Source organism: Nonomuraea sp. bgisy101, from assembly GCF_057708945.1.
On sequence record NZ_JBYITD010000006.1, the window covers coordinates 106314 to 132243 of the forward strand.

Here is a 25930-nt window from a genome sequence, read left to right on the forward strand (position 1 = left end):
CAATGGGGGCGAGGAGTGGCGGCTCAACCAGGGAGGGTGTCTTCAGGTCGCCGGCGGAAGAGCGTCACCCATCTCCCGTGGGGACCCGTCGCCCGCCCGGCGACCCTGGTCGCGGTGACCTCGGTGCCTGACTCCTCCGCGGCCGTCGCCGCCGCAAGGTAGATCGGTTGCAGTCCTTCACCACGTCCGGGCCGTGGCTCAGGCCACAACCCCAACGCAGCGCATACAGAAGGTAGCACCGCGTAAGCGGCCTGTGCGTAACCTCGGTCAGATGGATGGAAACGATCGGGTCCGAACATTTCTGTCGGGTTTGTAGCGAATTCCGGCCCCAGAATGTCGGCGAAGGCCACGGTCCTGCCGCCCGCCTCCACCACCGCCACCGTCTGAGCCGCGGCGAGCTGGCGGCTCCACCGCCGCGTCACCCACCGCAGCGGCTGCCCGATCGGCCGCACCGTGCCCAGGTCGGGACAGGTGCCCACCACGACCTCCGCCTCCGCCTCCCGCAGCCGCCGCACCGCCTTGGCCAGATGCCGTACGGCCGTCGCCGGTGGCGTCTGCGTGGTCACGTCGTTGGCGCCGATGAAGATGACCGCCACCTCGGGCCGGGTCCTGAGGGCCCTGTCGACCTGGTCGCCGAGCTCGGCCGACGGCGCGCCCGACTGCCCGACGACGGTCAGCGTCACGGGGCGCTCGGCGACCGCCGCCAGGCCGCGGGCCAGCCGTACGCCGGGGGTGTGCTCGTGGTCGGCCATGCCCAGGCCGACGGAGGTCGAGTCGCCCAGCATCGCGAGCCTGATGGGCTCGCCGGGGAAGTCACCGTAGCGGCCGTCGGACACGGGGCCGTCCATGCCGTGCGGGCGGCCGATCACCTTCCTGGCGACCAGGCTCTCGGCGATGAGCAGACCGTACGCCGTCGCGCCCAGCGCGGTCAGACCGCCGCCGCCGAGCGCCGCCGCCGCCGCGATCCTGCGGGCGGCGCGCGCCACCCCGGGAGTCCAGATCACCTCAGCGGCCCCTCTCCACCTGTCGCGACGGTAGCGTTGTCCTTGAGAAACGCGCCGGTGGGGCCGCTCGGGCGGACTTCCTGCGTGATCCTCATCGGTCTGAAACCTAACCGAGGCTCCACCACCCCCTGGGAGCCGCGGCCATCCACAAGCTGATCAAGCTTCGGCAAAGAAGGTGAACACCTCAGTGCGCGTTTACGATTCCCTGATCGAGCTCATGGGGAACACTCCGCTCGTCAGGCTGCACAAGGTCTCCGCCGGCCTGCCCGCACAGGTGCTCGCCAAGGTCGAGTACTTCAACCCCGGCGGCTCGGTGAAGGACCGCATCGCGGTTCGCATGATCGAGACCGCCGAGGCGTCGGGCGCACTGCGGCCGGGCGGCACGATCGTCGAGCCGACCTCGGGCAACACCGGCGTCGGCCTGGCCATCGTGGCCCAGAAGAAGGGCTACAAGTGCGTCTTCGTCGTGCCCGACAAGGTCGCCCAGGACAAGATCTCCGTGCTGCGCGCCTACGGGGCCGACGTCGTGGTGTGCCCGACGGCCGTCTCGCCCGACCACCCGGAGTCCTACTACTCGGTGTCGGACAGGCTGGCGCGGGAGATCCCGAACGCGTGGAAGCCCGACCAGTACTCCAACGTCCAGAACCCCGAGTCGCACTACCACTCCACCGGCCCTGAGCTGTGGGAGCAGACCGAGGGCAGGATCACGCACTTCGTGGCGGGCGTCGGCACCGGCGGCACCATCAGCGGCACGGGGCGCTACCTCAAGGAGGTCTCCGGCGGCCGGGTGAAGATCATCGGCGCGGACCCCGAGGGCTCGGTCTACTCGGGCGGCACGGGACGCCCGTACCTCGTCGAAGGGGTCGGCGAGGACATCTGGCCCGCGACCTACGACACGACGATCTGCGACTCGATCATCGCGGTGTCCGACAAGGACTCCTTCAACATGACGCGGCGCCTGGCCCGCGAGGAGGGCCTGCTCGTCGGCGGCTCCTGCGGCATGGCCGTGGTCGCCGCGCTCGAGGTGGCGGCGCAGGCCGGTCCCGACGACGTCGTGGTCGTGCTGCTGCCCGACGGCGGCCGCGGCTACCTGTCCAAGATCTTCAACGACGACTGGATGGCGGACTACGGGTTCCTGACCACGGCCTCGGACGACGGGCTCGTGCGCGACGTGCTGTCGCGCAAGGGCGGGACGATGCCGGAGTTCGTGCACGCGCACCCGCACGAGTCGGTGGGCACCGCGATCTCGATCATGCGTGAGTACTCGGTGTCGCAGCTTCCCGTCATGAAGGAGGAGCCGCCGGTGATGGCGGCCGAGGTGGTCGGCTCGATCGTGGAGCGCGACCTGCTGGAGGCGCTGTACCGGGGCAAGCTCAGCTCCGACGACCCGATCGCGGACCACATGTCGCAGCCGCTGCCGATGATCGGCGCGGGCGAGCCGGTGTCGCGGGCGGTCGAGGCGCTGGAGAAGGCGGACGCGGCGGTGGTGCTGGACGACGGCAAGCCCGTCGGGCTCCTCACCCGCCAGGACCTGCTGGCCTTCCTCGCCAACCACTGACCCTGAGCTGAGCCGGGGCCTTCCGGCCGGGTCGCACCCGACCCGGCCGTGGCGACGGTCGTGGAGCCGGGGTGTTGCCGCGTGACGCGGCCGTGCGGGCGGTCCTGCCGAGGTCTTCATGACCTCGTGAAAGGACCGCCCGCCCGGTTCGGGGCTACGGCTTCTTGACGGACTCGATGACCGACCCGAGCCCCTCCGCTCCGTGGCCTTCGGCGACCGCGCGGGCGAACAGCTCCTTCAGCGCGACCGGCACCGTCGGGTCCAGCCCCGCGTCCTCGAACGTGTGCACCACGTGCTCCATCCCGACGGCCTGCATGTGCAGGTTGTTCAGCTCGCCCGGATACGCCCGCGCCTCGAACTCCGCCGCCAGGATCTTCAGGAACCCCATCGGCCCCTCGCCCGCCAGCCCGCCGAACGTCTCCTGCGCGTACGGCAGCATCGTCGACACCGGCAGCCCCGCGCTCTCCGCCAGCGCGCTCGCGTACATGAACGAGGTCAGCCCCGACCAGAACATGAGCAGCTGCGACTGGTAGAACAGCATCGCCAGCCCGGGGTCGGCCCCGACGTAGGTCACATCGGTCAGCGCCTTCAGCGTCTCCTCGTGCCGGGAGAGCACGTCGGACGGCCCGCTGTAGAACGTGTACGCGCCGGGCTGGCCGATCCCCGGCGGCGGGGTCATGATGCCGCCCGTGATGAGCACACCGCCCCTGGCCGACACCCACTCGGCGGCCTCGCGTAGCTTCGACGGGGAGTCGGAGCTGAGGTTGACCAGCACCTTCCCCGTCAGGTCGACGCCGGAGAAGCTGTCGTACATGGCCTGGTAGTCGACCTGGCTGACCACCACCAGCTCGCCCGCCTCGGCGGGGGAGGCCGCCTCGCGCGCGCCCAGTGCCACGAGCGCGCCCGCCCTGCCCGGCGTCCTGTTCCACACCGTCACCTGGTGGCCCGCCTTCAGGAACGTCTCGGCCATCGCCGAGCCCATCGCGCCGAGCCCGATCACCGTCACATGTGTTGTCATGCGCCCAGACTCGGCGACCGCCCTTCGGGAATCCTTCTGGTTAGCTACGGGTCATGCGTTTCGGAGTGCTGGGGCCGCTGGCGGTGTGGGCGGACGACGGGAGTCCCGTGCGGGTGCCCGAGGCCAAGGTCCGTGCGCTGCTGGTCGATCTGCTGGTGCACGAGGGCCGCCCCGTGCCCATGGACAGGCTGATCGACGACCTGTGGGGCGGGCGCCCGTCGAGCAACCCGGCGGGGACGCTGCAGGCGAGGGTCTCGCAGTTGCGCCGCGCGCTCGGCGGTCCCGAGACGGTGGTGCGCGAGCCCGCCGGGTACCGCCTGGCGGGGGCGGAGGTCGACGCGGAGGAGTTCACCGCTCTGGTGGCGCGGGCACGGGAGGGCACGCCGGAGGCGAGGGCGGGCCTGCTGGCCGACGCTCTGGCGTTGTGGCGGGGTTCCGCCTACGCCGACCACGCCGACGCGCCGTTCGTGGCGGCGGCGGCCGCGAGGCTGGAGGAGGCACGCCTGGCGGCGCTCGAAGACCAGGCCGAGGTACGGCTGGCGCTGGGCGAGCCGGTGGAGCTCGGCACGCTGGTCCTGCGGCACCCGCTGAGGGAGCGGCTGCGCGGGCTGCACATGCGCGCTCTCTACAGGGGAGGGCGGCAGAGCGAGGCGCTGGAGAATTACGCCGAGGTGCGCGAGCGGCTGGCCGACGAGCTGGGCGTGGACCCTGGCAGGGAGCTGGCGGCGCTGTACGAGGCGATCCTGCGCCAGGACCCGTCGCTCGACCCGTCGCTCGACCCGGCGCGCGTGCCGGGGGTGCGGCTGCCGCTGCCCCTGACCGAGCTGATCGGGCGCGAGGACGCGGTCGCCGAGGTGCGCGCGCTCCTCGACGCGGGCCGCCTGGTGACGCTCACGGGGCCCGGCGGCGTGGGCAAGACACGGCTCGCGATGGAGACCGCCGGTCGGCTGGAGGACGTGCGGCTGGTCGAACTGGCCGCCACGACCGATCCCGTCCAGGCGGTGATCGAGGCGCTGGGCGTCCGCGACGACGGGGCGTCCGCGGGCCCGGTCGAGCGCCTCGTCACGGCGCTGCGGGACAAGCGGCTGCTGCTCGTCATGGACAACTGCGAGCACGTGATCGACAGCACGGCCGGTCTGGTCTCGACGCTGCTGAGGGCCGCGGGAGGGCTGCGGGTGCTGGCGACGAGCAGGGAGCCGCTGGCCGTACAGGGGGAGCGGGTGTGGCCGGTGCCCCCGCTGGAGATCGAGCAGGGGGTGCGGCTGTTCGCGGCGCGGGCCGTGGCCGCCGACCCCGGCTTCGCGCTGGACGACGGCAACGCGGCGACGGTCGCGACCATCGTCGAGCGGCTCGACGGGCTTCCGCTGGCGCTGGAGCTGGCGGCGACGAGAGTACGGGCGCTGGGCGTGCGTGAGCTGGCCGCGCGGCTGGACGACAGGTTCAGGGTGCTCGGCGCGGGGCGCAGAGGCGCTCCCGGCAGGCAGCAGACGTTGCGGGCGGTCATCGACTGGAGCTGGGAGCTGCTGTCGGAGCCCGAGCGGGTGGTGCTGCGCCGGCTGGCGGTCCACGCGGACGGGTGCCTGCTGGAGGCGGCCGAGCGGGTCTGCGCGCAGCCGGGGGTGGACGTCCTCGGGACGCTCGCGCAGCTGGTCGACAGGTCGCTGGTGAGCCCGGGGCCGCGCTACCGGCTGCTGGAGACGGTCAGGGCCTACGGGCTCGAACGGCTGGCGGAGGCGGGCGAGGCCCTGGAGCTGAGGGAGCGGCACGCGGCGTACTACACCGAGCTGGCCGAACGGGCCGAGCTGCGCGGGTCCGGGCAGGGGGAGTGGCTGCGCAGGCTCGACGCCGAGGGCGCCAACCTGCGCCTGGCCCTGGAGAGCGAGAGCCACGCGCTGCGGCTGGTCAACGCGCTGGGCTGGTACTGGTTCCTACGCGGAAGGCGGGGCGAGGCGAGCAGGGCGATCGCCAGGGCGCTGTCGTCCGGCGGGGGTGAGGCCGGCGAGCGGGCGCTGGCCGCGGTGTGGCAGGCGGGGATGACGCTGTCGACGGGCGACACCGCCGACACCGTGCCGTACGAGGAGCTGGACAGGGCGGGGGCGGCGTTCGCCGACTGGTTCCTCAGCTACGTGAGGTGGGCCTACGGCGACCATCCCGCGCACGAGGTCAGGGTGGAGCGGGCCCTGGCCGCCTTCGAGGAGCTGGGCGACCGCTGGGGCACGGCGGCGGCGCTGGACGTGCGGGCCAAGCTCGCGATCGTCCGCGGCGACCTGACCGCGATGCAGGCGAACGGCGAACGCAGTCTCGCGATCTTCCAGGAGGTCGGCGACGGCTGGGGCCAGAGCGAGGCGATGGAGACGCTCGGCCTGCTGGCCGAGATCCGCGGCGAGTACGCGGAGTCGGCACGGCGGCGCGAACGGGGGCTGGAACTGGCCGAGGAACTGGGGCTCGAATCGGCCTTCCGCCTGTCGGTGCTGGGCAGGACCGCGCTGCTGAGAGGCGACTACGCGCTGGCCGACGACTACCACGAGCGGGCCAGGAAGCTGGCGGTCGAGCAGTCGTACAAGTCGGCGGAGGAGCACGCCGCGCTCGGCCTGGGGCTGAGCGCGCGGCGGCAGGGACGGCTGGAGGAGGCGGAGACGCTGCTGCGCCCATGGCTGGCCTGGCTGCGACAGGTGGACGGGCAGCCGGGGCTCGCGCTGATCCTGGCCGAACTGGGCTTCGCCGCCGAGCAGCGCGGCGACACGGCGGCGGCGCTGGCCCTGCACCGCGAGGGCTACGCCTGCGCGCGGGCCAGTGGCGACCCGAGGGCCGTCGCGCTCGCGCTGGAGGGGCTGGCGGGGGCGCTGCCCGCCAGGGACGCGGCCAGGTTCCTCGGTACGGCGGCCGCCATCAGGGAGTCGGTCGGCGCGCCCCTGCCGCCCGCCGAACGCGGCGACGTCGAGCGGATCGCCGCCAGGGCGCTGGCCGAGCTGGGCGAGCACGCCTACGCCGAGGCCCGCGACTCAGGGCAGCGGGAACTCCGCACGCACCTCCCACGCGCCTTCCGCGGTGGGCCCGGCCATCAGCCTGCCGCCCAGCGCCTCGATCCGCTCGGCCATGCCGACCAGCCCGAACCCACCGCCCAGTCGTGAGATGCGCGGGTCGGTGGCCGAGCCGTAGTTGCGCACCCGCAGCACGACGACCTTGTCGTAGCGCCGCAGGTCGACCTCGACCCAGCCGGTGCCGGGCGCGTGGCGGCGCACGTTGGTGAGCGACTCCTGCAGCACCCTGTGCAGGGTCGTCATGACCTCGGGCGGCAGCGTGGAGTCGTCGATGCCCTGTCCGACCTCGAAGGCGACGTTCGGGCCGTTGGAGGAGAAGCGCTCGGTCAGCAGGCGCAGGTCGGCGAGCGAGGTGCCGGGGGTGCGGGCCGCCTCGTCCTGCGCGCGCAGCACGCCGACCAGGCGGCGCATCGAGGTGAGCGCGTCCGCGCCCGCGTTGGCGATGGCGTCGAGGGCGGGCACGACGGCCTCCGGCTTCATCTCGGCCACGGTGCGGGCGGCCTGGGCCTGGACGACGATGCCGGTGATGTGGTGGGCGACCAGGTCGTGCAGCTCCCTGGCCAGCTCCAGGCGTTCGGCCCGCCGTACCGAGTCGATGGCCTCGGTGCGGCGCTCCTGCATGAAGCGCAGGTAGCCGCCGACGCCCGCCGCGATCGCCCAGCCGAAGAACAGCACGAACGAGAAGGCGAGCCCGCCGTTCTTGTAGTCGCGCATGCCGCCCTCGGCCATGAGGACGGCCATCGCGACCAGCGACAGCGTCGCGGCCGTCGGGACGGGCTCGACGTGCCGAAGGATCCCGATGGTGAGGATGAGCAGCGCGCCGCTCTCGGCCATCCCGGGGAAGCCCGCGGAGCCGGTCGCCTGGATCAGCAGGGAGACGGCGAGCGAGCACGACAACAGGACGACGAAACCCTCGATCCTGTAGCGCCTGCGCAGCACCACGGCGGCGATCCCGACCGCGCCGCACACCGGCACCAGGTGCTGCAGGGCGCCCACGCTGAAGGAGGCCACCAGGTCCACCAGCAGCAGCATGCCCAGCCAGCCGATCATCGCGATCTCGCTGAGCCGCCTGATCCAGTAGACGAAACGTTTGTTGTCCCCCACGGCACCGAGCCTAGGCCGGAAGTCGGACCACCCATATCAACCATTCGGCCGAGAGCCGCACCTGCGGACCAACCCTTCAGCGGAGGTGGATGACACCGCCGGTCGCCGATGCTTGAAGCGTCGAAGGAGATGAAGGACATGGTCGTTATCGGATTCGTGATGCTGTTCCTCGGACTCGTCGTCGTGCTGCTTCTCGCACTGGCAGACCCGGTGCTGCTGTCCCGGATCAACGGCGAGCCCGCCGAAGGCGGGAGCGGCCGGCACCTCGGCGCCGACGTCGTACGGCTGCCGCGGCGCGCCGAAGAGCGCAGCGAGGCCAAGGCGGCTTGACACCCTGATCTCGTCACGGGTGGGCGGTTGGGGGACGGCCCGCTCGTGACGGCGGTGAGGCCCGTGATCGGTTGGGGGACGGATCACGGGCCTCACGGTTTAGCGTGGGGGGTATGAACAACGGATTTGAGACTCTGGCCATTCATGCTGGCCAGGAGCCCGACCCGACGACCGGTGCGGTCGTGCCGCCGATCTACGCCACGTCCACCTACAAGCAGGACGGCGTGGGCGGCCTGCGGGGCGGATACGAGTACAGCCGCTCGGCGAACCCGACGCGGACGGCGTTGGAGGAGGCGCTGGCGGCGGTCGAGGGAGGGGCGAGGGGCCTGGCGTTCGCCTCGGGCCTGGCGGCCGAGGACACGCTGCTGCGCACGGTGTGCAAGCCGAACGACCACGTCATCATTCCCAATGACGCCTACGGCGGCACCTACCGCCTGTTCGCCAAGGTGCACCAGCGGTGGGACCTGCACTACGACCCGGTTCCGCTGGGCGACCTCGACGCCGTCGCCGCCGCCATGACGCAGAAGACCAGGATCATCTGGGTGGAGACGCCGACGAACCCGCTGCTCGGCATCGCCGACATCGCCGCGCTCGCCCAGCTCGCGCACGAGAACGAGGCGCTGCTCGTGGTGGACAACACCTTCGCCTCGCCGTACCTGCAGCAGCCGCTGTCGCTGGGCGCCGACGTGGTGGTGCACTCGACCACGAAGTACGTCGGCGGACACTCCGACGTCGTAGGCGGCGCGCTGATCGCGGCGTCTCAGTCGGTCGGCGAGGAGCTCGCCTACCACCAGAACGCCATCGGCGGGGTCGCGGGGCCGTTCGACGCGTGGCTGACGCTGCGCGGGCTCAAGACGCTGGGCGTGCGGATGGACCGCCACTGCGACAACGCCGAGCGCGTGGTCGATCTGCTGCTCGCGCACCCGCGCGTCACCCAGGTGCTCTACCCGGGCCTTGACGAGCACCCCGGGCACGAGGTGGCGGCCAAGCAGATGAAGCGCTTCGGCGGCATGGTGTCGTTCAGGGTCGACGGCGGCGAGCAGGAGGCCGTCGAGATCTGCAACAGGACCAAGCTGTTCACGCTGGGCGAGTCGCTGGGCGGCGTCGAGTCGCTCATCGAGCACCCGGGCAGGATGACGCACGCCTCGGCGGCGGGCTCCCCGCTGGAGGTGCCCTCCGACCTGGTGCGGCTGTCGGTCGGCATCGAGACGATCGACGACCTGCTGGCCGACCTGACCCAGGCGCTGGGCGGCTAGGTACCGGGGACGACCATCAGGAACAGGATCACGAGGTAGATCAGGCCGATCAGACCGCCGAACGCGGCGATGCGGCCGTTCTCGACCTTCGCGTCGTCGTCAGGGGTCTCGCTGGAGAAGACCCTGACAGCGGCGCGAAGGTCGCGGTCGACGATGAACAGCAGGACGAGGGCGACGAGGAAGAGCGTCATCGACGCCGTCATGTACCATTCGCCGATCACGCCGAGGCTGACGGCCAGCCAGATGCCGAAGACCAGGACGCCGAGCGATCCGAGGCCGTAGATCCTGGTCATCCGCTGCAGGGTCTGCAGGACGGCCGTGTTCTTGGCCCGGATCGCGCGCGGCGCGGCCATGATCGCGGCGGTGAGCGGACCGATCGCGAAGATCGCGAACGCGATGTGCAGCCAGAGCAACGTGCTATTCATGAGGCTGACATTAGTCGCCCGGTGATCTCACCGGGAAACACTCTCCTCCTGGGAGTCATCGCGGTCGTGAGGGCAGCTCATGCACAGCTCGAAAGCCGCGATGGCCGCGGCCATCACGATGATGATCACAATCATGGGGAGCATGGGCCTCCTCCTTCCCCGAATATCGTCCGTAATGACTAGACGCTCTGGCAATGGAATAAGTTCAGCGCCGGTAAGGTTGTTTATCTGTTTCCCAGGCACAAGGGGGTGCCGTCGTGGCCGTCAGGCACGTCGAGCCGTACTCGGACGAGTGGGTACGCCAGCCGTTCTCCTACGTCAGCCAGGTCGTCGGCCTGCTCGGAGCTGAGGTGGGCGACTGGTGGGAGGGCCCGTGCGACCCTCGCGACGCCACCGTGCGCCTGAGTGACGGCAGTGCCCTGGTCTGGGATGAGGAGAGCGGCTGGCGCCTCGGGCGGTTCGTCTCCGGCTGTCGCGGTGAGCACACCGAGCTGGCCGATGTGCGTTACCTCGGTCACGGACTGCTGCCGAAGCCGGAACGGGTGCCTGGCGCGCTGGCCGACGCCCGCGCGGGGGTCGGGGCGAGTTCGGCGTGGCGGCCCAGCTACCGTTCCCACCGCCACTGCCGCGACGGATTCGACGTCGCGCTCAGCTACTACTGCTCCCTGCTCAACGCCTGACGTCCACAGGCGCGTACCGCCTGTCGGTGGACCTCCGGATAACCGTCCGCGGCCCCCTTTCCCGGGAAGTTGGTTACATTAGGGTAAAGCTTCCCCCATCGAAGGGATGAGCATGCGGCCGTACACGCCCGAATGGCTTTCGATGCCTGTCGCCTATGTCGCGGAAGTCGCCCTGGCAGTGGACGCTCTCGAGTGGTGGGACGACCCCTTCGACCCACGCGACGCCACCATCCTGCTCGTCTCGGGATCCGCGCTGGTCTGGGACGAGGAGAGCGGCTGGCGGCACGGCACGTTCATCTCGGGGGAGAAGGGCGTGCGCACGGAGCTGGCCGACCCGCGCTACCTCGGTGGCGGTGTGCTGCCCAGGCCCGCGAACGTGCCCGTCCTGCAGGCCATGGGCGGCAGCCCGGTCAGGCCCGTCTACCGCTCCTACCGCGACTACGGCGACGGGCTCGACGAACGGCTCGCCACCTACACCATTCCCGCGATCGTCTAGCGGGACCTGCGCTGGCGGAGGAAGTCGCTGACGACGTACTCTCCCAGCCGGTCGGCGCTGGGCGAGAAGACCCTGCCGCCGTTGCGCCTGGCCACCTCGTCGACGAACTCCTTCAGCCGGTCGTCGGCGGCGAGCATGAACACGTTGATCGTGGCTCGCCGCCTGGTCATCTTGTCGACCTCGGCGAGCGTCAGCTCCAGCGTCTCCGGTGAGGGCGGCCACTCGAAGGCGGAGCGGCCGTTGCGCATCAGGTGCGCGGTCGGCTCGCCGTCGGTGACCACGAGGACGACGGGCTCGAAGTCGGGGTGCCTGTCGAGGTGCCGGCCGGCGATGAGCAGGGCGTGGTGCAGGTTGGTGCCCTGGACCATGTCCCAGTCGAGGCCCGCCAGCTCGTCGGGCTGCAGGACCCTGGCGTAGTTGGAGAAGCCGACGATCTGGACGGCGTCCTGGGGGAACTTGGAGGCGACCAGGGCCTGCAGGGCCAGCGCGGTCTGCTTGGCGGCGGCCCAGGTGCCCCTGAGCGCCATCGAGTAGGACAGGTCGACGAGCAGGCAGACGGCGGCGGCGCTGCGCCGCTCGGTCTCGCTGACCTCGAAGTCGTCCACCGACAGCCTGACCCTCGGGCTTGCGGCGGCGACGCGCGGGTGCCCGCCGGGGCCGTCGCCCCGCTGTACAGGGGCGCGAGCCGGGCTCACGGTACGGCGGGCGGCGGTGTCGCCCCGCCGGATGCCGTTGACGAGCGTGCGGACCACGTCGATCGGCTGCTCGTCCCCGAAGCGCCACGCCCGGGACGACCCGGTCAGCTCGCCCGCCGATCCCGCGTCGCGCTGGTCGTGGTCGCCGCGCCGTCCGGCGTCGAGGGAGGAGAAGACACGGCGCAGCGCGGTCTCCCCGAGGCGGCGCACCGCCTTGGGGGTGAGTTCGAGCTTGCCGCGCCGCCGCAGCAGGTACCCCTGCTCCTCCAGCTCGCGTTCGATCCGCTTCAACGCCTCCAGGTCGTCGACCGCCGAACGCCCGAGGGCGCGGCGGATCGCGGCCTCGTCGATGTCGTCCAGGCGCGCGCCGGGGTAGTCCTGGCGAAGCGCGGCCTCCAGCTGGGTGAGGTCGGCCAGTTCCTCCAGCGCGCTCACGGCGTCGCCCATGCCCATCGGGTCCTCGCCGGTCAGCCGCTCGGGCGTGCCCCACGCCAGGTCGGGCCTGCGCGCGTAGAGGGAGTCGCCGAGGCGGCGCATCTGCTCCGACAGGCCTGCCTGGTCGAGCGTCTGGTTGATCAGGTTGGCGAGCTCCTCGCGCTGGCGAGGGGTGAGCGAGGCCAGCATCCGCTGAGTGGCGGCGGCCCTGCGGGCGAGGGCGTCGACGAGCTCGTCGAGGGTGCGCGGCTTCTCAGGGAACATGTCGCCATATCTCGACATGAAGGAATCGAAGTCCGCTTGGGTGTGCTCACCTCGGGCGTCCCTGTCGAGCATGTCGTTCAGGTCGCTCATCATCTGCCTGATCCGCTCCATCGCGGCGGGATCAGGGTTGGCCAGCGCGTCGCGCATGCCCTTGAACTGCGAGTCGAGCACCTCCCTGCGCAGCAGGTCGCGCAGTTCCTCGAAGGTCCGCCGCGCCGCCGCCGAGCGCCACTCGTAAGAGTTCAGCTCCTGGATCGCGCTCGCGGTGTCATCGGGGAGGGCGTCGAGCGAGGCCTCGCGCAGCCTGGCGTCGTCCGAAGGGTCGGGGAACAGCTCGGCGCGCTCCTGCCCGATCGCCTTGTCCAGCAGCGAACGAGCCCGGTCGAGGGTGCCGTCGAGCCGTCCGCGCTCGCGCAGCTCGCGGCGGCGGCGCCGGACCTCGCGCAGCATGTCGTCCAGGCCCCGGCGGTCCTGCGCGCCGGGCAGGCCCCGCTTGAGCAGGTCGCGCAGCGCGTGGATGGGGGTGGACCCGGACAGGATGGCGTCGCCCATCTCGTCGAGCGCCGCCCGCACGTCGTACGGCGGAGCGAGCGGGTCGGGCCCGTCGTGGTACTCGCCATAGCGGTAGACCATGGGCCCACGCTAACCCGAGATATCCGTCTATGCGTCGCCGAAGACCTCCCAGACCTCCTGCAGTTCACCGCTCAGCGGGTTGTAGTCGGCCTTGACCAGCACGGGGTGCTGCTGCGCCTTCAGGACCTTGGTGAACTCGGCGGCGTCGCAGTGCTTCTTGCCGAGCCCGTCGCGGTCGGCGTTGACGGGCTTGCCGGACAGCCAGCCCGACGCGCACGAGGCGGTGACCCTGTTGAAGCCGACGGCGTGGGTGTAGCCGAGCTTGATCCCCTTGAAGGAGACCGTGGTGTCGTTGATCCGCTTGATCGTGCCGAAGGCGGTCTTCGAGCCGCCCCAGTCGGTCAGGAACTCGCTGACCCTGACCGCCGTCTTCCCCGTGTACTCGACCTTGACGGGGGCGGGCCCGCGCTGCAGCGTGAAGGCGAGATCGGCGGCCGCGCACTCCGTCCTGCCCAGGCCCTTGGCGTCCAGAGCCACGTGGCCCTCGGTCTCGACCAGGTCGCACGCGACGGTGACCCGGCGGTAGGCGGCCTTGCCGTACGCGAGCCTGACCTCCTTGGCGCCGGTGACGGCCTTCAGCTTGTGGCGCAGGATCCCGTGCTCCTTGACGAGTGTCGCGCGGGCGGGCGTGACCCTGAGCACGCCCTTGCCGTCCGCCCAGGCGAAGCCGTACGCGACCGAGCCGGCGGCCGCGGCGGAGGCGGCACCGGTGGCGCAGAGGCCGGCGCAGAGAACGGCACTGGCGGTCAGAGCGAGCAGGCGCATGATCTCCCCCGAGGTCGTAGGTTCAATCATCTAGGACGCGGGACAGGGGAGAAATGTTCACCTGAGCGTGTCGGCGGATCAGGTCCGGTAGACGGCGACCCCGTCCACGTCGTCCTTCGACAGGCGGCGCATGAGGTAGAGGCCCTCCAGCGTGAACTCCAGGGCGGCGGCCGCGTGGCCAGGAGACTCCTCGCCGGTACCCATGCCGAGCTTGGACATGACCTTGGCCAGGCCCTCGACGGGCCCGATGCGGCGCAGCAGCTCGGCGGCGGCGACCAGCTCGCCGGACTCCACCTGGTTGCCCGCGGCGAACTTGTCCAGCAGCGGCGTCAGATCCATGCCGCCGAGCCTGCCGCGGAAGGTCTCGGCCGTGGCCCTGCGCAGCAGGTGCGCGAGGATCTCGTTCTCCCGACCCTCCTCGCTGACCTCGAACTCCACCTTGCCGCGCAGGCTGGGCACGACGGTGGACAGGTCGCAGACACGCGTCACCGCGCGCTCCTCGCCGGTGATCGCGGCCCGCCGTACGGCGGAGGCGGCCGCCGTCTCAGCCGCGGCGATGGAGAAGCGCGCCGACACGCCCGAGCGGGCGTCCACGGCGGTCGACTCCCTGACCAGGCGGGTGAAGCGGGCGATGACCTCGACCAGGTGCTCCGGGACGTCGGCGCCGATGTCGGGCATCGACTCCTGGCGGATGAGCGTGAGCTCGTCCTCGATCGTCAGCGGGTAGTGGGTGCGGACCTCGGCGCCGAAGCGGTCCTTCAGCGGGGTGATGATCCGGCCGCGGTTGGTGTAGTCCTCGGGGTTGGCGCTGGCGATGAGCAGGATGTCCAGGGGCAGCCGCAGGTTGTAGCCGCGGACCTGGATGTCGCGCTCCTCCAGCACGTTCAGCAGCGAGACCTGGATGCGCTCGGCGAGGTCGGGCAGCTCGTTGACGGAGAAGACGCCGCGGTTGGTGCGCGGCACCAGACCGTAGTGGACCGTCTCGGGGTCGCCCAGCGTGCGACCTTCGGCGATCTTGATCGGGTCGACGTCGCCGATCAGGTCGCCGACCGAGGTGTCGGGCGTGGCCAGCTTCTCGCCGTAGCGCTCGTCGCGGTGCTTCCACGCGACGGGCAGCTCCTCACCGTGCTCGGCGGCCAGCCGTACGCATCGGGCGCAGACCGGCGCGTAGGGGTGGTCGTTGATCTCGCAACCCTCGACCACGGGGGTCCATTCGTCGAGCAGGCCCGTGACCGTGCGGATGAGGCGGGTCTTGCCCTGGCCGCGTTCGCCGAGCAGGACCAGATCGTGGCCCGCGAGCAGGGCGCGTTCGAGGTGGGGCAGGACGGTGTCGTCGAAGCCCACGATGCCGGGAAAGCGCGGCTCGCCCGCCCGCAGCCTGGCGAGCAGGTTGTCGCGGACCTCGGTTTTGACGCTGCGATGGGCGTGGCCGCTCTCTCGCAACTCGCGGAGAATACGAGGCTGATGCACGCGTTCGAGACTACGTCGCCTTGGGGGAATGCGGGAATGTCTTTCGGATTTGACTGATGCGTGACGATAAGGGCGCGTGCTTGTCCTCGCAGTGGGGAGAATCCGCCCGAGGGAAATCACCGAAGCGTAGGGAGGCGAGACGCGTGGCCCTGTTGACGAGCCGTTTCGCTGACGGCCTCGCCGTGGGTTCCGATCTGGTCGCCGCCGCCGAGACGGCTGTGCGGCAGGCCCTGGCAGGGCTGAGCGGGCCCGCGGACCTCGTCTGCTTCTTCATCTGCGGTGAGGATCCCGACGACGTGGCCAGGGCCGGGCTTCGGGCCATGGCGGTGGCGCCGGCGGCTCATGTGATCGGCTGCAGCGCGACGGGTGTCATCGGGGACGGCCAGGGCGTGGAGCTCACGCCGTCGGTGAGCGCGTGGGCGGCCACCCTCGACGGGGGACGGCTGACCACGTTCGCGCTGGAGACGCTGAGCGCCGAGGACAGGTTCGTGGTCATCGGCCTGCCCGAGCGGCAGGTCGACGACAGGGTGGCCATCCTGCTCGCCGACCCCTACACCTTTCCCACCGACGCCTTCGTCGAGCGCTCGGCCGAGGTGCTCGGCGACCTGCCGCTGATCGGCGGCCTGGCCAACGGGCTGCAGGGCAGGGGATCGGTACGGCTGTTCGCCGATGGCGAGGTCTACTCCGAGGGCGCCATCGGCGTGCTGCTGAGCGGCGAGGTCAAGGTCAGCACGGTGGTCAGCCAGGGGTGCAGGCCGATCGGCCCGACCATGGTCGTCACGGGCGCCGAGGAGAACCTGCTTCTCGAGCTGGCCGGCCAGCCCGCGCTGGCCAGGCTGGAGGACATCGTCAGCGACCTGGACGAGGACGACCGCGAGCTGGTCGCGTCGGGCCTGCAGATCGGCGTGGCGATGGACGAGTACGCCGAGCATCACGAGCGGGGGGACTTCCTGATCCGCGGAGTCCTCGGCATCGATCCCGAGCGGGAGGCCGTCGCGATAGGGGACGTGGTCGACGTCGGCAGGACCGTGCGCTTCCAGGTGCGCGACGCCGCCACCGCGGACGAGGACCTCTACGACCTGCTCGACGCGCACCGCGAGGAGCTGGGCAGGGTCGACGGCGCGCTCCTGTTCGCCTGCAACGGCAGGGGGTCGGCGATGTTCGGCACCGCCGACCACGACGCGGTGGCGCTGCGCGACACGCTCGGCGCGATCGGCATGGCGGGCTTCTTCGCCGCGGGAGAGGTGGGGCCCGTGGGGGGCCAGAACCACGTGCACGGGTTCACCGCCTCCATCCTGGTCTTCTCCTCGTGATCCAGGCCGTGGCGGGCGGGGGTGCCCGGAGTTCTCCTCAGCGCAGCGCGTCGACCGGCTCCATGCGGGCGGCCCGCAGCGCGGGATACAGGCCCGCCAGCAGGCCCACCACCGCTCCCGCGAGCGGCGCGACCACGGCGAGCCGCAGGTCGAGCACGGGCGTCCACTGCTTGGCCGCCGCGACGGCGACGATCGAGACCACGCCGAGGCTGGCGCCGATCACCCCGCCGGTCAGCCCGGTCAGCGTCGACTCCAGCAGGAACTGGGCGGCGATGTGCCTGCGCGCGGCGCCGAGCGAGCGGCGCAGGCCGATCTCCGCGACCCGCTCCATGACGGTGACCAGCGTGACGTTGGCGATGCCGACCGCGCCGACGACCAGCGAGACCAGGCCCAGGATCAGGAACAGCGCGTTGACGTCGCTCTGCACGCCGTCGCGCGCCCTGGTGGGGCTCGGCGGCGCGATGACCTGCAGCAGGCTCTCGTTGCCCGGGCTGAGCGCGAGCGCCGCCTGCCCGGCGACGAGGTCGGCGGCGCCGAGGCTGGTGTTGATGAGCACCCTGGTGACGTCCTTGAGCCCGAACCGCCTGCCGATCGTGGGCGGGACCATGACGGCGGTGCCGAGGTTCCGTTCCCTCTTCATCCCGCCGAGGATGCCGATGACCGTGTAGGCGTGCCTGCCGATGAAGACGGCAGGCGCTCGCTCCAGCCGGGTGATGCCGAGCATCTTGGCCGCCTGCTCGCCGACGACGACCACCTTGTCCTTGCGCGTGAGGTGCCCGGCGTCGAAGAACCGGCCCTCGATCATGCTGCCCTTGACGGCCTGGGGGAGGCTGGGGCTGGCGGCCACCACGGTCAGGGTCTGGTCGGTCACCCTGGTGGGGTCCACGATCATGTTGGAGCGCACGCTCAGGTTGGCGCTCTGCTTGGTCTCCGCGACCGCGGCGGCCGATGTCACCCCGCGCAGCCTGGTGACCTGGTCGATGGCGTTCCACCCGACGACGACCTTGCCGTCCTCGGGCACCTCGACGGTGATCGTCGTGGCGGTCAGCTCGTCGAACCTGCCGACGATCTGGTTGCCCGCCGTGGCGGCGACGCCGAGCGTCACGACCAGCGTGGTGATGCCGAGCACGGTGCCCAGGGTGGTGAGCGCGGTTCTGACGGGGCGGGCCAGCATGCCGGCCACGGCCTCGTTCAGCAGGTCACGTAGGTCCACTACTCCTCCACCAGGATGCCGTCGGTGATCCGCACCCTGCGCCTGGCCCGGCCGCTCACCTCGGTCTCGTGGGTGATCACCACGATCGTCAGCCCCTGGTCGCGCAGGTCGTCGAAGAGGTCGAGGACAGCGTCGGTGTTACGGCTGTCGAGATTGCCTGTGGGCTCGTCGCACAGCAACAGTGAGGGGCCGCCCATCAGCGCCCTGGCGATCGCCGCCCGCTGCCGCTCGCCGCCCGACAGCCGGTCGGGCAGGAAGTCGACCCTGTGCGACAGGCCGACACGGTCGAGCGCCCGCAGCGCCCTGTCCCTGCGGTCCTTGCGCCCGCGCTTGTCGGCGCCGCTCTGGTACACCTCGGCGAGCATCACGTTCTCCGCCACGCTGCGGTGGGAGAGCAGGTGGAAGGACTGGAAGACGAAGCCGATCCGGCTGCCGCGCAGCCTGGTCCGCTCGCCGTCGCGCAGCCTGGTGGTCTCGATGCCGTCCAGCAGGTAGCTGCCCGAGCTGGGCCTGTCGAGCAGCCCGAGCACGTTGAGCAGCGTGGACTTGCCCGACCCCGAGGGGCCGACGATCGCGAGGTAGTCGGCCGGGCGCACCACGAGCGAGACGTCGGACAGCGCGTGCACGGGCGGGTCCGATGGGAACTCCTTGCTGACGGCCTCCAGCGCGATGACGGGCTCAGGCACCGTTGACCACCACCCTGTCGCCCTCCTTGAGCTCGCCGGTGACCTCGACCTTGCCGTCGGCGGTCAGGCCCGTGCGCACCTCGACGTCCTTGGTCCTGTCCGGAGAGACCTCCACCCGCACCCGCGCTTTGCCGTCCGCGGAGGTGATCACCGCGGCGACCGGGACGACGAGCACCTCGGCGTCGGTCGCGCCCACCGTCACCCTCGTGGTGACGTTCGCGCCGGACAGCCCCTTGAGCCCCTTCTCCGACAACGGGCTGATCAGCACGGGCACCGAGCTCATCTGCTGGGAGCCGTCACCCGCCTTGGCCTCGCCGGTGGACAGCTTCGCCTTCTCCCCGAACGCGATCAGCCGCGCCGGATGGGTCTTGCCCGCATCGGTCTCGATGACCGCCGGGAGCCCCTCTTTGAGCAGGTCGGCCTCGGCGGCCTCCACCGATCCCGTCACCACGAAGGACGAGCTGGTCACGGTGGCGATCGCCTTGTCCACGGTCTCGCCCGCCTTGACCCCCGCCTTGTGGAGGCGGGCGGGAAGCTTCGGCAGGAACACCAGCTCGCCGGGCGGGATCGTGGTGCCGTAGGTCCTCGTGTACTCGGCCATCAACGCCTGCGCGGCGCTCACGTCCTTCTTGGCGTTGGCGACCTTGAGCTTGACGGGCGACAGCTCGCGAGCCTGACGCAACCCCTGCCCGGCGAGGGCGACGGCCTCCTTCGCGTCGCGCACGGTCTTGCTCAGCTCGGCCAGCTTCTTCTCGCGGGCCTGCCGCGCCTCCTCCTCGATCCGCCCGTACGTCCCGCGCGCGGCGTCCAGGTCGGCCCGCGCGTTGGACACCTTCAGCTCCAGCAGCGTGGTGTCGGTGGGCTGCTTCGGCGGCGAAGAGGGCGCGGGTGTGGCCCCAGGAGTGCCGGCCGGCGTGCTCGGCTCAGGCCGGCTGTTCTCCGCCCTCGCGGCCGCCAGGTCCTGCTCGGCCTGCAGCAGCTTCTCCTCGGCCGCCCTGACGGCCGCGTCGGCGGCCTCGATCTTGGCGATGTCCTCGGTGGTGTACTGCTGCGCCCTGGCCTGCCGGTGGGCGAACTCGGCAGCCTTCAGGTCCGCCCTGGCGTTGGCGAGTTTCAGCTTCAGCGGCAGGACGTCGCCGCCCTGGTCCAGAGTCTTCTGCTCGGCGGCCAGCGTCTCCTGCGCGGTCTGTACGGCCTTGCGCAGCGTGTCAAGCTGCTGGCGGGCTTCGAGCGTGGGCTGCTGGGCCTCGTAGCCCTTCTTGGCGTAGAACCTGGTGACCGCCGCGACGGTGGCCTGGTCGAACACGCCGGTCACGGAGGTGCCGTACCCCAGCCTGCGCAGCGACCGCTGCAGCTGCTTGACGTCGTCGCCCTTGGCGCCCGGATTGATGGTGCGGTGCATCGGCACCTTGCCCGACATGGCGAAGACGGGCCTTCCGTTCACCTCCATGAGGATCCCGCCCTCCCTGACCTGGCCGGGGTGGGGCGCGCGGGTGGCGCGCTGGCCGGCATCGGCTCCGCCGACGACGCCCGCCAGCGTGACGGGCAGCGGCGAGCCGTACTCGAGGGTGCCGTTGACGACGATCGTGCTGGCCAGCTTGGTGCGTTCGACCGGGGCGGTGACCAGCGAGGCCTTCGGAGGCTTGCGCAGGGCCGCCTCGTCGGCGGGCGAGCGCAGCCTGGTGCTGACTCCCCAGCCGACGCCCGCGATCACGATCACGCCGGCGACGGTGCCGATGAGCACCTTGCGGGGGGACTTCACGTCGGAACTCCTTGATTTCGGGCATGCCGAACAGAGCTCGTGGCCCTGCGGCGAGCTAGAGGAGGATGCGGCGCCTGGCGCGGTACGGCACGGCCGCCGCCGCGATCGTCAGAACCACCAGGAGGGCGGCGTGCGCGATGTCCTGCCTGGTGATGTGCTCGATGCTCTCGGTGTTCTCGTAGAGCACGGCCGTGGCGGGCACCAGGTAGACGGTCGCCGCGATCGCCCATCGCAGGTCGGCGGTGAGGTGCCCGGCGAGGGCGGCGCCGAACAGCAGCGCCGCCTCCAGGCACACCCTCGTCATGGCCGTGGGCGAGCCCGCCGCGATGTCGAGCCACGCGGGGTCCGCGCCGGCGACGAGCGGCACCGCCGCCAGCCACCACCACGAGCGGGTGCGAGGCCGCTCACGCCTGCTCGCCAGGACCAGCAGTCCCGCGATGGTCAGCACGTTGGAGGTCAGCGGGGCGATGGGGCCGCCGTTGCCGTACAGCGCGGGACCCGACCACAGCTCTTCGGGAAAGTCGGGGAAGACGGGCAGCAGCGTGGCGTCGAGCCACTGCTGCCCCATGGTGATCGAGGTGACCTTGACGGCGACGGCTCCCGCGACGGGGAGCGCCGGCCGTACGTGGCCGCGCAGGATGAGCACGAGAGCGACGGCCGACAGCGCCAGCCACAACGGCACGCTGGTGGCGTAGGGAACGAGCACCGCGAGGTTGAGCATGGCCAGCGCCGCGACGCCCAGGTGCAACCCGTCCGCCCAGGCGGGCCCCTGTGCCGCCGCGATGATCCGGGTGCGTATCCCGCCGACCACCAGGGCGTAGGCCTCGCGCGCCGGTGGAAGCGCCTGGCCTGGCTCGGCGCTGTCCAGCAGGACGTCGAGAAGCTCGTCACCATGGTCGGCCCGGTAGCCGTCGGGGTAGGCCCGCAACAGCCAGCGATAACGCCGCTCGAGCGAGGTCATCCGAACGTCGCCCCGAGGTTGTGGCGTCCCGTCACGACGGCGGCCGCCTGCTGCATGCGCCTGGCCTCCGCCTCGACCATGCCGCTGCCCTCGTCGGTGATCCTGAAGTAGCGGCGTTTGCGGCCGTTGACGATCTCCTCGCGCTCGACCATGATGACGCCGTTGGCGGCCAGCCGGTCGAGGGCGCCGTAGAGGGTACCGACGGCCAGTGTGATCCTGCCGTGGGAGAGGTCGACGACCTTCTTGATGATCGCGTGTCCGTGGAGCGGACCGTCCAGGAGTGCGGCGAGGACGAAATAGGTCTGCTCACTCAAACCGGATGATCCCTTAGACATAGCCGGAAACGTACTTCGTGCGGCGAAGTATCGTCAACCCCATGTCCGTATCCCGTACTCCGCGTCCACCTTCGTGTCGATCTCCTGCTCTCGTGGCAGGTAGGCCGCGTAGAAGTCCTTGCCGCACTCCAGGTCGTCGAGCGCGACCTTGATCTCCTTGGTGAGATAGGGCCTGGCCTGCGCGGCCGTGAGCGTGGGCTCGTAGAACTGCCCCTCGGGCAGCTTGCTGTCGTCGACGTCGTCGGTCTTGCCCAGGTTCTCGACCTGGGCGCGGATCTCGTCCGAGCCGCGCGTGGCGATGGCGGTCGGATTGGTCTTCGACACCCTGTAGCCCTGGCCCTTCAGGCAGTCGGCCATGCGCGCGGCCTTCTCCACCAGGGTGGGATCGCCGTCGAGCTCGCGGATCTCGGCCTGCGTCCTGGCCTTGGCCACCTGCTCGTAGTGGTCCATCGACGACTTCACGACCTTGCCCGTGAGCTTCTTGATCGCGGCCGTGTAGCAGGACTCGTGGGCGTCGTCGTAGGCCTTGCGCTGCTGTTCGGACAGCGAGCTCTGGATCGCCCAGTTCGGGTTGATCTCCGGCTTCTCCGGTTTGTACATCGGGCTGTCGAATTCCTTGGGGTAGACGTAGAGGGAGAAGTGCCCGAAGCCGTACTTGCCGCGTTCCGCCTTCATCGCCGCGTAGTCGCCGCCGAAGGCCGCCTTGCGCTGCTCGCTCAGTTGCCGGCCCTTGGCCACGAACGCGACGTACTTGAAGCCCTTGCCCTTCATGCAGGTGGCGAGCTCGGCCTCCTTACGCTGCTCGATCCCCTGGGCGGCCTGGGGGCTCGGCTCCGTCTCGGCCGCGGTGGCGCCGCACCCGGCCAGCAGGGCGAGGGTGAGGAACCCCGCCGCGCACCACGCCGGCCGTACCGCGCGGCGCTGCGCGCCCTTGGCGGTGTTCGCCGGGGGGCGACCATGGGTGGCGTCGGAGAGGGACGGCCCGGCCTCGGCGGAGGGTGGCGAGAATAAGGTCGGCGGGTGATCCGCCATTGATCGGTTAGGCATGGTGAGGACCATACTTCGTGCGACGAAGTATGGTCAAGCGGTGCGTCGCGCCCTGCGCCTCCCCCGTCGAGGGGCTCAAGCCGCCGGCCCGGGTCCCGCGCTTCACGCATGACCGGCGTCCCACCTGGACCTTTCGACGACCTCGGGCCCGTCCGGGCGGTGGGAGACTGGTCGGCATGGTTCTCCCGCGAGTGACCCTCGACGACGTGGTGGCCGCACGCGACCTCCTGGCGGGCGTCGCCGTCCAGACTCCCGTGCTCCGGTCCCGTGTCCTGTCGGAGACCATCGGTGGCCCCGTGCACCTCAAGTGCGAGAACCTCCAGCGGGCGGGCTCGTTCAAGGTCCGCGGCGCCTACGTCCGCATCGCCAAGCTCACCGAGGACGACAGACGGAAGGGCGTGGTCGCCGCCAGCGCGGGCAACCACGCGCAGGGTGTCGCGCTCGCCTCAGGGCTGGTCGGCGCGCGGGCCACGGTCTACATGCCGGAGGCCGCGCCGCTGCCCAAGGTGGAGGCGACGCAGGCCTACGGCGCCGAGGTCGTGCTCGGCGGCGCCAGCGTCGACGTGGCGCTGGCCAAGGCGAAAGAGCACGCCGAGCGGACGGGGGCGGTCTTCATCCACCCCTTCGACCACCCCGACGTCATCGCGGGCCAGGGCACGATCGGCTTGGAGATCATCGAGCAGCTCCCCGACACGGGCACGATCGTGCTCGGCATCGGCGGCGGCGGGCTGGCCGCGGGCGTGGCCCTGGCCGTCAAGTCGCTACGGCCCGGCGTGCGGATCGTCGGCGTGCAGGCCGAGCAGGCGGCCGCCTACCTGGCCTCGCTCGCCATGGGGGAGCCCGTGGTGGTCGACCCGTCGGGCACCATGGCCGACGGCATCGCGGTGGGCCGCCCCGGCGAGCTGCCGTTCGAGATGATCCACTACCTGGTCGACAGCGTGGTGACCGTGTCGGAGGAGGAGATCTCCAGGGCGCTCGTGCTGTGCGTCGAGCGCGGCAAGCTGGTGGTCGAGCCCGCGGGAGTGGTCGGCGTGGCGGCGCTGCTCGCGCACCCGCACGCCTTCGAGCCGCCCGCCGTGGCGGTGCTGTCGGGCGGCAACATCGACCCGCTGCTGCTGTCGAAGGTGCTCCGGCACGGCCTGGCCGCCGCCGGTCGCTACCTCACGGTCAGGATCAGGCTCCACGACCGGCCCGGCGCGCTCGCCGCGCTGCTCGCCACCCTGGGCGAGCTGCGCGCCAACGTGATCGACATCGTTCACGAGCGGGTCAACGCCAGGCTCCACGTCGACGAGGTGGAGGTGCGGCTCCAGCTCGAGACCCGCGGCCAGGCGCACTGCGACGAGGTGCTGGGGGTGCTCGCAAGAGAAGGCTACAAGGTCTTCTTCTGAGTCAGCGTCCGAGCAGCGGCCCGTACTCGGCCCATACCCGAGTATTGATCGAGGCCTGCTTGGGGGCGAAGCGGGTGTAGAAGTCCTTGCCGCATTCCAGGTCCTCCATCGCCGCCTTGACCTCCCGATCCAGGTACGGCCTGGCCTGCGCCGGCGTGAGGTCCAGAGGCTCGTTGGGCGCCTTGCCAAGCTTGTCCGCCTCGTCGAAGAACTGGTTTTCACCTCTCTTGGCCAGAGCGGTCGGCTTGGTCGTGGACATGCGCTGCCCCTTGCGGACGAGGCAGTCGGCGAAGGCCGAGGCGAGGCCGACCAGCTCGGTGTCGCCATCGATCTCGGCGGCCTCCAGCTGCTTTCTGGCATCCCTCAGCAGGATGACTCCCTTCAGCTTCGAGCCCACCTCCTTGTTCAGCACCTCCTTGGCGGCCTTCTGATAGCAGCTGTCCTTCGCCTTGTTGTAGGAAGCGAGCTGGCGGTCGTTCAACTTCCATACGAGCTCGTGGTTCGGGTCGCCGTGGTCGGGGGAGCTCTCGATGCTGCCGCTCAGGGGATCCTTCGGGTAGACGTACTGGGCGAACACCCCGAAGCCGTACTTCTGGCGGTAGACCTTTATGGCCTCGTAGGTGCTCAGATCGGGTTTCGGCTGCTCCGGCGACACAAAGGCGATGTACTTGAAGCCCTTCTGCTTCATGCAGTCGGCCTTGATCTGCTCCATCCTGGGCCGCGGATCGGGCCCCTTGGTGGGCGCGGGAGCGGCGGCCTGTTCGGCCGCGCATCCCGATAGGAGGGCAAGCGAAAGCAACCATGTGACACGACGCATGGAAATCTCCAGATCAGTCGAACGCGCGCGTGCGCGACCCGCGCGGCGCGACGGCCGCGACAAGGGTGAGGAACGCCAGCAGCCCCCAATAGGCCAGGTTCTGGCGTGATTGGTCGACCAGGTGCTCGCCGAAGGCCGTCGAGCCGGCAACCAGGTAGAGCGCGGCGGCCAGCGCCCAGCGCTGATCGCCGGTCATCCGTCCCGCCCACACCGCGCCCGCCAGTGTCGCGGCCTCGGCCACGACCCTGACCAGGACGAGGGGGGAGGGATCGTCGAGCGCCATCCACGCCGGATCGGCGACCGCCAGCAGGGGGACGACCGCCGGCCACCACAGCGAGCGCCGCCGGGGCCGCTCCCCGCGAACGGCCAGGATCGCCAGCCCCGCGCACGCCGGCAGCGACCAGGCGGCCGCCCCGATCGGGCCGCTGTTGCCGTAGAGCGCGTCATGCATCAGGAAGGCAGGTTCGATCGGCAGCAGCGTGGCGTCCACGAAGACGACGCCGGTGCCGAGCGTCCACGACTTGATCCCGGTCAGCAGGACCAGCGGCAGCGCGAGCCGAAACCGTCCCATGATGGTGAGGATCAGCCCGAGCGTGGACAGTGCGCACCACACCGGGATCGACGTGGCGTAGGGCAGCCACCCTGAGAGGTGGGCCGCGCAGAGCGCGGTTACGCCGAGGTGCAGCCCGTCGGCCCACATCGGGGCCGTGGTGGCCTGCCAGACCCGCTCCCGCAGCCCGTTGACCAGGAGTCCCGCCGCCTCTTTCAGTGGCGGCCTCGAACGCTTCGGGTCGGTGTGTCCGAGCAGGACGTCGAGCAGTTCATCGCCGTGAGCCGAGCGGTAGGCGCGGGGGTAGGCCCGCAGTAGCCGCCGGTAGCGCCGTTCGAGTGGGGTCACGTCAGGCCCGGGTCGCGGCGCCCTCTGATCACGCTGGCGGCGTGATGCATGCGCTCGGCCTCGGCCTCGGCGATCGCCCTGCCGCGATCGGTGATGCGGAAGTAGCGGCGGTTGCGGCCGTCGACGACCTCTTCGCGGTCGACGGTGAGGGTGCCCTGGGAGGTGAGGCGCTCCAGGATGCCGTAGAGGGTGCTGATCGACGGCTTGACGCGATCGCGGGACAGCTCGATGACCCGTCCGACGATCGCGTGTCCGTGCAGGGGGCCGTCGAGCAGAGCGGCGAGCACGAAGTACATCGGCTCGCTGACTTCCGTTGATCTTCGCGGCATGGCGATC

General features: G+C 70.9%; 23 protein-coding genes and 1 pseudogene. 8 read left to right on the forward strand and 16 right to left on the reverse strand.

Annotation, left to right across the window (positions count from 1 at the left end):
- Window positions 1-23: 23 nt before the first annotated feature.
- Window positions 24-1004: an SGNH/GDSL hydrolase family protein gene (locus tag AC3EO4_RS13290; RefSeq protein WP_379583693.1), complete on the reverse strand. Its 981-nt coding sequence runs from the start codon at window positions 1002-1004 to the stop codon at window positions 24-26.
- A gap of 187 nt (window positions 1005-1191) precedes the next feature.
- Between AC3EO4_RS13290 and AC3EO4_RS13295 the strand changes: the two genes are divergently transcribed.
- Complete coding sequence (locus AC3EO4_RS13295; protein WP_431895672.1) at window positions 1192-2562, forward strand: cystathionine beta-synthase; 1371 nt, start codon at window positions 1192-1194, stop codon at window positions 2560-2562.
- A 154-nt stretch (window positions 2563-2716) separates the two neighbouring features.
- On the opposite strand, the gene AC3EO4_RS13300 is transcribed toward AC3EO4_RS13295, so the two are convergent.
- A complete protein-coding gene (locus tag AC3EO4_RS13300; protein WP_379583697.1) occupies window positions 2717-3580 on the reverse strand; it encodes an NAD(P)-dependent oxidoreductase in 864 nt (287 codons plus the stop codon).
- A gap of 53 nt (window positions 3581-3633) precedes the next feature.
- On the opposite strand from AC3EO4_RS13300, the gene AC3EO4_RS13305 reads away from it, so the two are divergent.
- Window positions 3634-6711: an ATP-binding protein gene (locus tag AC3EO4_RS13305; protein WP_431895674.1), complete on the forward strand. Its 3078-nt coding sequence runs from the start codon at window positions 3634-3636 to the stop codon at window positions 6709-6711.
- Here AC3EO4_RS13305 and AC3EO4_RS13310 read toward each other — a convergent pair.
- Window positions 6649-7671 (reverse strand): annotated as a pseudogene (locus AC3EO4_RS13310) (sensor histidine kinase); the annotation flags it as partial. The gene AC3EO4_RS13305 and the pseudogene AC3EO4_RS13310 sit on opposite strands and share 63 nt — an antisense overlap.
- A 192-nt stretch (window positions 7672-7863) precedes the next feature.
- Here AC3EO4_RS13310 and AC3EO4_RS13315 point away from each other — a divergent pair.
- Both AC3EO4_RS13315 and AC3EO4_RS13320 read left to right on the forward strand, forming a co-directional pair.
- The gene (locus AC3EO4_RS13315; protein WP_379583701.1) at window positions 7864-8055 is read left to right on the forward strand and encodes a hypothetical protein; all 192 of its coding nucleotides are present in this window, start codon (window positions 7864-7866) and stop codon (window positions 8053-8055) included.
- Between the two features lie 113 nt (window positions 8056-8168).
- The gene (locus AC3EO4_RS13320) at window positions 8169-9311 is read left to right on the forward strand and encodes a cystathionine gamma-synthase (protein WP_379583703.1); all 1143 of its coding nucleotides are present in this window, start codon (window positions 8169-8171) and stop codon (window positions 9309-9311) included.
- On the opposite strand, the gene AC3EO4_RS13325 is transcribed toward AC3EO4_RS13320, so the two are convergent.
- Complete coding sequence (locus tag AC3EO4_RS13325) at window positions 9308-9736, reverse strand: DUF2269 family protein (RefSeq protein ID WP_379583705.1); 429 nt, start codon at window positions 9734-9736, stop codon at window positions 9308-9310. The two genes, AC3EO4_RS13320 and AC3EO4_RS13325, sit on opposite strands and share 4 nt — an antisense overlap.
- 257 nt (window positions 9737-9993) lie before the next feature.
- Here AC3EO4_RS13325 and AC3EO4_RS13330 point away from each other — a divergent pair, with 257 nt between their 5' ends.
- Both AC3EO4_RS13330 and AC3EO4_RS13335 read left to right on the forward strand, forming a co-directional pair.
- On the forward strand, window positions 9994-10416 hold the full coding sequence (locus tag AC3EO4_RS13330) for a DUF6292 family protein (RefSeq protein ID WP_379583707.1): 423 nt from the start codon (window positions 9994-9996) through the stop codon (window positions 10414-10416).
- A 142-nt stretch (window positions 10417-10558) separates the two neighbouring features.
- Window positions 10559-10912 carry a DUF6292 family protein gene (locus AC3EO4_RS13335; RefSeq protein ID WP_379583709.1) on the forward strand — a complete coding sequence of 118 codons (354 nt, stop codon included), beginning with the start codon at window positions 10559-10561 and terminating at the stop codon, window positions 10910-10912.
- Here AC3EO4_RS13335 and AC3EO4_RS13340 read toward each other — a convergent pair.
- From AC3EO4_RS13340 to AC3EO4_RS13350, 3 genes are read right to left on the reverse strand one after another with little or no spacing between them, the layout of a single operon-like run.
- Window positions 10909-12939 (reverse strand): vWA domain-containing protein, encoded by a 2031-nt coding sequence (locus AC3EO4_RS13340; RefSeq protein WP_431895677.1) that lies wholly within the window; start codon window positions 12937-12939, stop codon window positions 10909-10911. The genes AC3EO4_RS13335 and AC3EO4_RS13340 overlap by 4 nt on opposite strands.
- Window positions 12940-12966: 27 nt before the next feature.
- Entirely contained in the window at window positions 12967-13734 is a 768-nt protein-coding gene (locus AC3EO4_RS13345) for a hypothetical protein (RefSeq protein WP_379583711.1), read from the reverse strand.
- Window positions 13735-13782: 48 nt separating this feature from the next.
- Window positions 13783-15174: a sigma 54-interacting transcriptional regulator gene (locus AC3EO4_RS13350; protein WP_431895680.1), complete on the reverse strand. Its 1392-nt coding sequence runs from the start codon at window positions 15172-15174 to the stop codon at window positions 13783-13785.
- 143 nt (window positions 15175-15317) lie between these two features.
- On the opposite strand from AC3EO4_RS13350, the gene AC3EO4_RS13355 reads away from it, so the two are divergent.
- On the forward strand, window positions 15318-16487 hold the full coding sequence (locus AC3EO4_RS13355; RefSeq protein WP_379583714.1) for an FIST signal transduction protein: 1170 nt from the start codon (window positions 15318-15320) through the stop codon (window positions 16485-16487).
- Window positions 16488-16524: 37 nt separating this feature from the next.
- On the opposite strand, the gene AC3EO4_RS13360 is transcribed toward AC3EO4_RS13355, so the two are convergent.
- From AC3EO4_RS13360 to AC3EO4_RS13385, 6 genes are read right to left on the reverse strand one after another with little or no spacing between them, the layout of a single operon-like run.
- Window positions 16525-17700 (reverse strand): ABC transporter permease, encoded by a 1176-nt coding sequence (locus tag AC3EO4_RS13360; RefSeq protein ID WP_431895682.1) that lies wholly within the window; start codon window positions 17698-17700, stop codon window positions 16525-16527.
- Entirely contained in the window at window positions 17700-18386 is a 687-nt protein-coding gene (locus AC3EO4_RS13365) for an ABC transporter ATP-binding protein (RefSeq protein WP_379583717.1), read from the reverse strand. The genes AC3EO4_RS13360 and AC3EO4_RS13365 overlap by 1 nt, the downstream gene beginning before the upstream one ends.
- On the reverse strand, window positions 18379-20148 hold the full coding sequence (locus AC3EO4_RS13370; RefSeq protein ID WP_431895684.1) for a peptidoglycan-binding protein: 1770 nt from the start codon (window positions 20146-20148) through the stop codon (window positions 18379-18381). Before AC3EO4_RS13370 ends, AC3EO4_RS13365 begins: the two co-directional genes overlap by 8 nt.
- 55 nt (window positions 20149-20203) lie before the next feature.
- Window positions 20204-21109 carry a hypothetical protein gene (locus AC3EO4_RS13375; RefSeq protein ID WP_431895685.1) on the reverse strand — a complete coding sequence of 302 codons (906 nt, stop codon included), beginning with the start codon at window positions 21107-21109 and terminating at the stop codon, window positions 20204-20206.
- Window positions 21106-21423, reverse strand: coding sequence for a PadR family transcriptional regulator (locus tag AC3EO4_RS13380; protein ID WP_379583722.1), 318 nt, complete (start codon window positions 21421-21423; stop codon window positions 21106-21108). The genes AC3EO4_RS13375 and AC3EO4_RS13380 overlap by 4 nt, the downstream gene beginning before the upstream one ends.
- Before the next feature lie 54 nt (window positions 21424-21477).
- Window positions 21478-22491 carry a hypothetical protein gene (locus AC3EO4_RS13385; protein ID WP_431895687.1) on the reverse strand — a complete coding sequence of 338 codons (1014 nt, stop codon included), beginning with the start codon at window positions 22489-22491 and terminating at the stop codon, window positions 21478-21480.
- 176 nt (window positions 22492-22667) lie between these two features.
- On the opposite strand from AC3EO4_RS13385, the gene ilvA reads away from it, so the two are divergent.
- Window positions 22668-23879 carry a threonine ammonia-lyase gene (ilvA, locus tag AC3EO4_RS13390; RefSeq protein WP_379583726.1) on the forward strand — a complete coding sequence of 404 codons (1212 nt, stop codon included), beginning with the start codon at window positions 22668-22670 and terminating at the stop codon, window positions 23877-23879.
- 1 nt (window position 23880) lies between these two features.
- Here the strand turns inward: ilvA and AC3EO4_RS13395 are convergent, their stop codons facing one another.
- The 3 genes from AC3EO4_RS13395 to AC3EO4_RS13405 are packed head-to-tail and all read right to left on the reverse strand — an operon-like array spanning window position 23881 to window position 25923.
- Entirely contained in the window at window positions 23881-24696 is an 816-nt protein-coding gene (locus AC3EO4_RS13395; RefSeq protein ID WP_379583728.1) for a hypothetical protein, read from the reverse strand.
- 13 nt (window positions 24697-24709) lie between these two features.
- The gene (locus AC3EO4_RS13400) at window positions 24710-25594 is read right to left on the reverse strand and encodes a hypothetical protein (protein WP_431895689.1); all 885 of its coding nucleotides are present in this window, start codon (window positions 25592-25594) and stop codon (window positions 24710-24712) included.
- Window positions 25591-25923, reverse strand: a complete 333-nt coding sequence (locus tag AC3EO4_RS13405) for a PadR family transcriptional regulator (RefSeq protein WP_431895690.1) — start codon at window positions 25921-25923, stop codon at window positions 25591-25593. Before AC3EO4_RS13405 ends, AC3EO4_RS13400 begins: the two co-directional genes overlap by 4 nt.
- Between the last annotated feature and the right edge of the window lie 7 nt (window positions 25924-25930).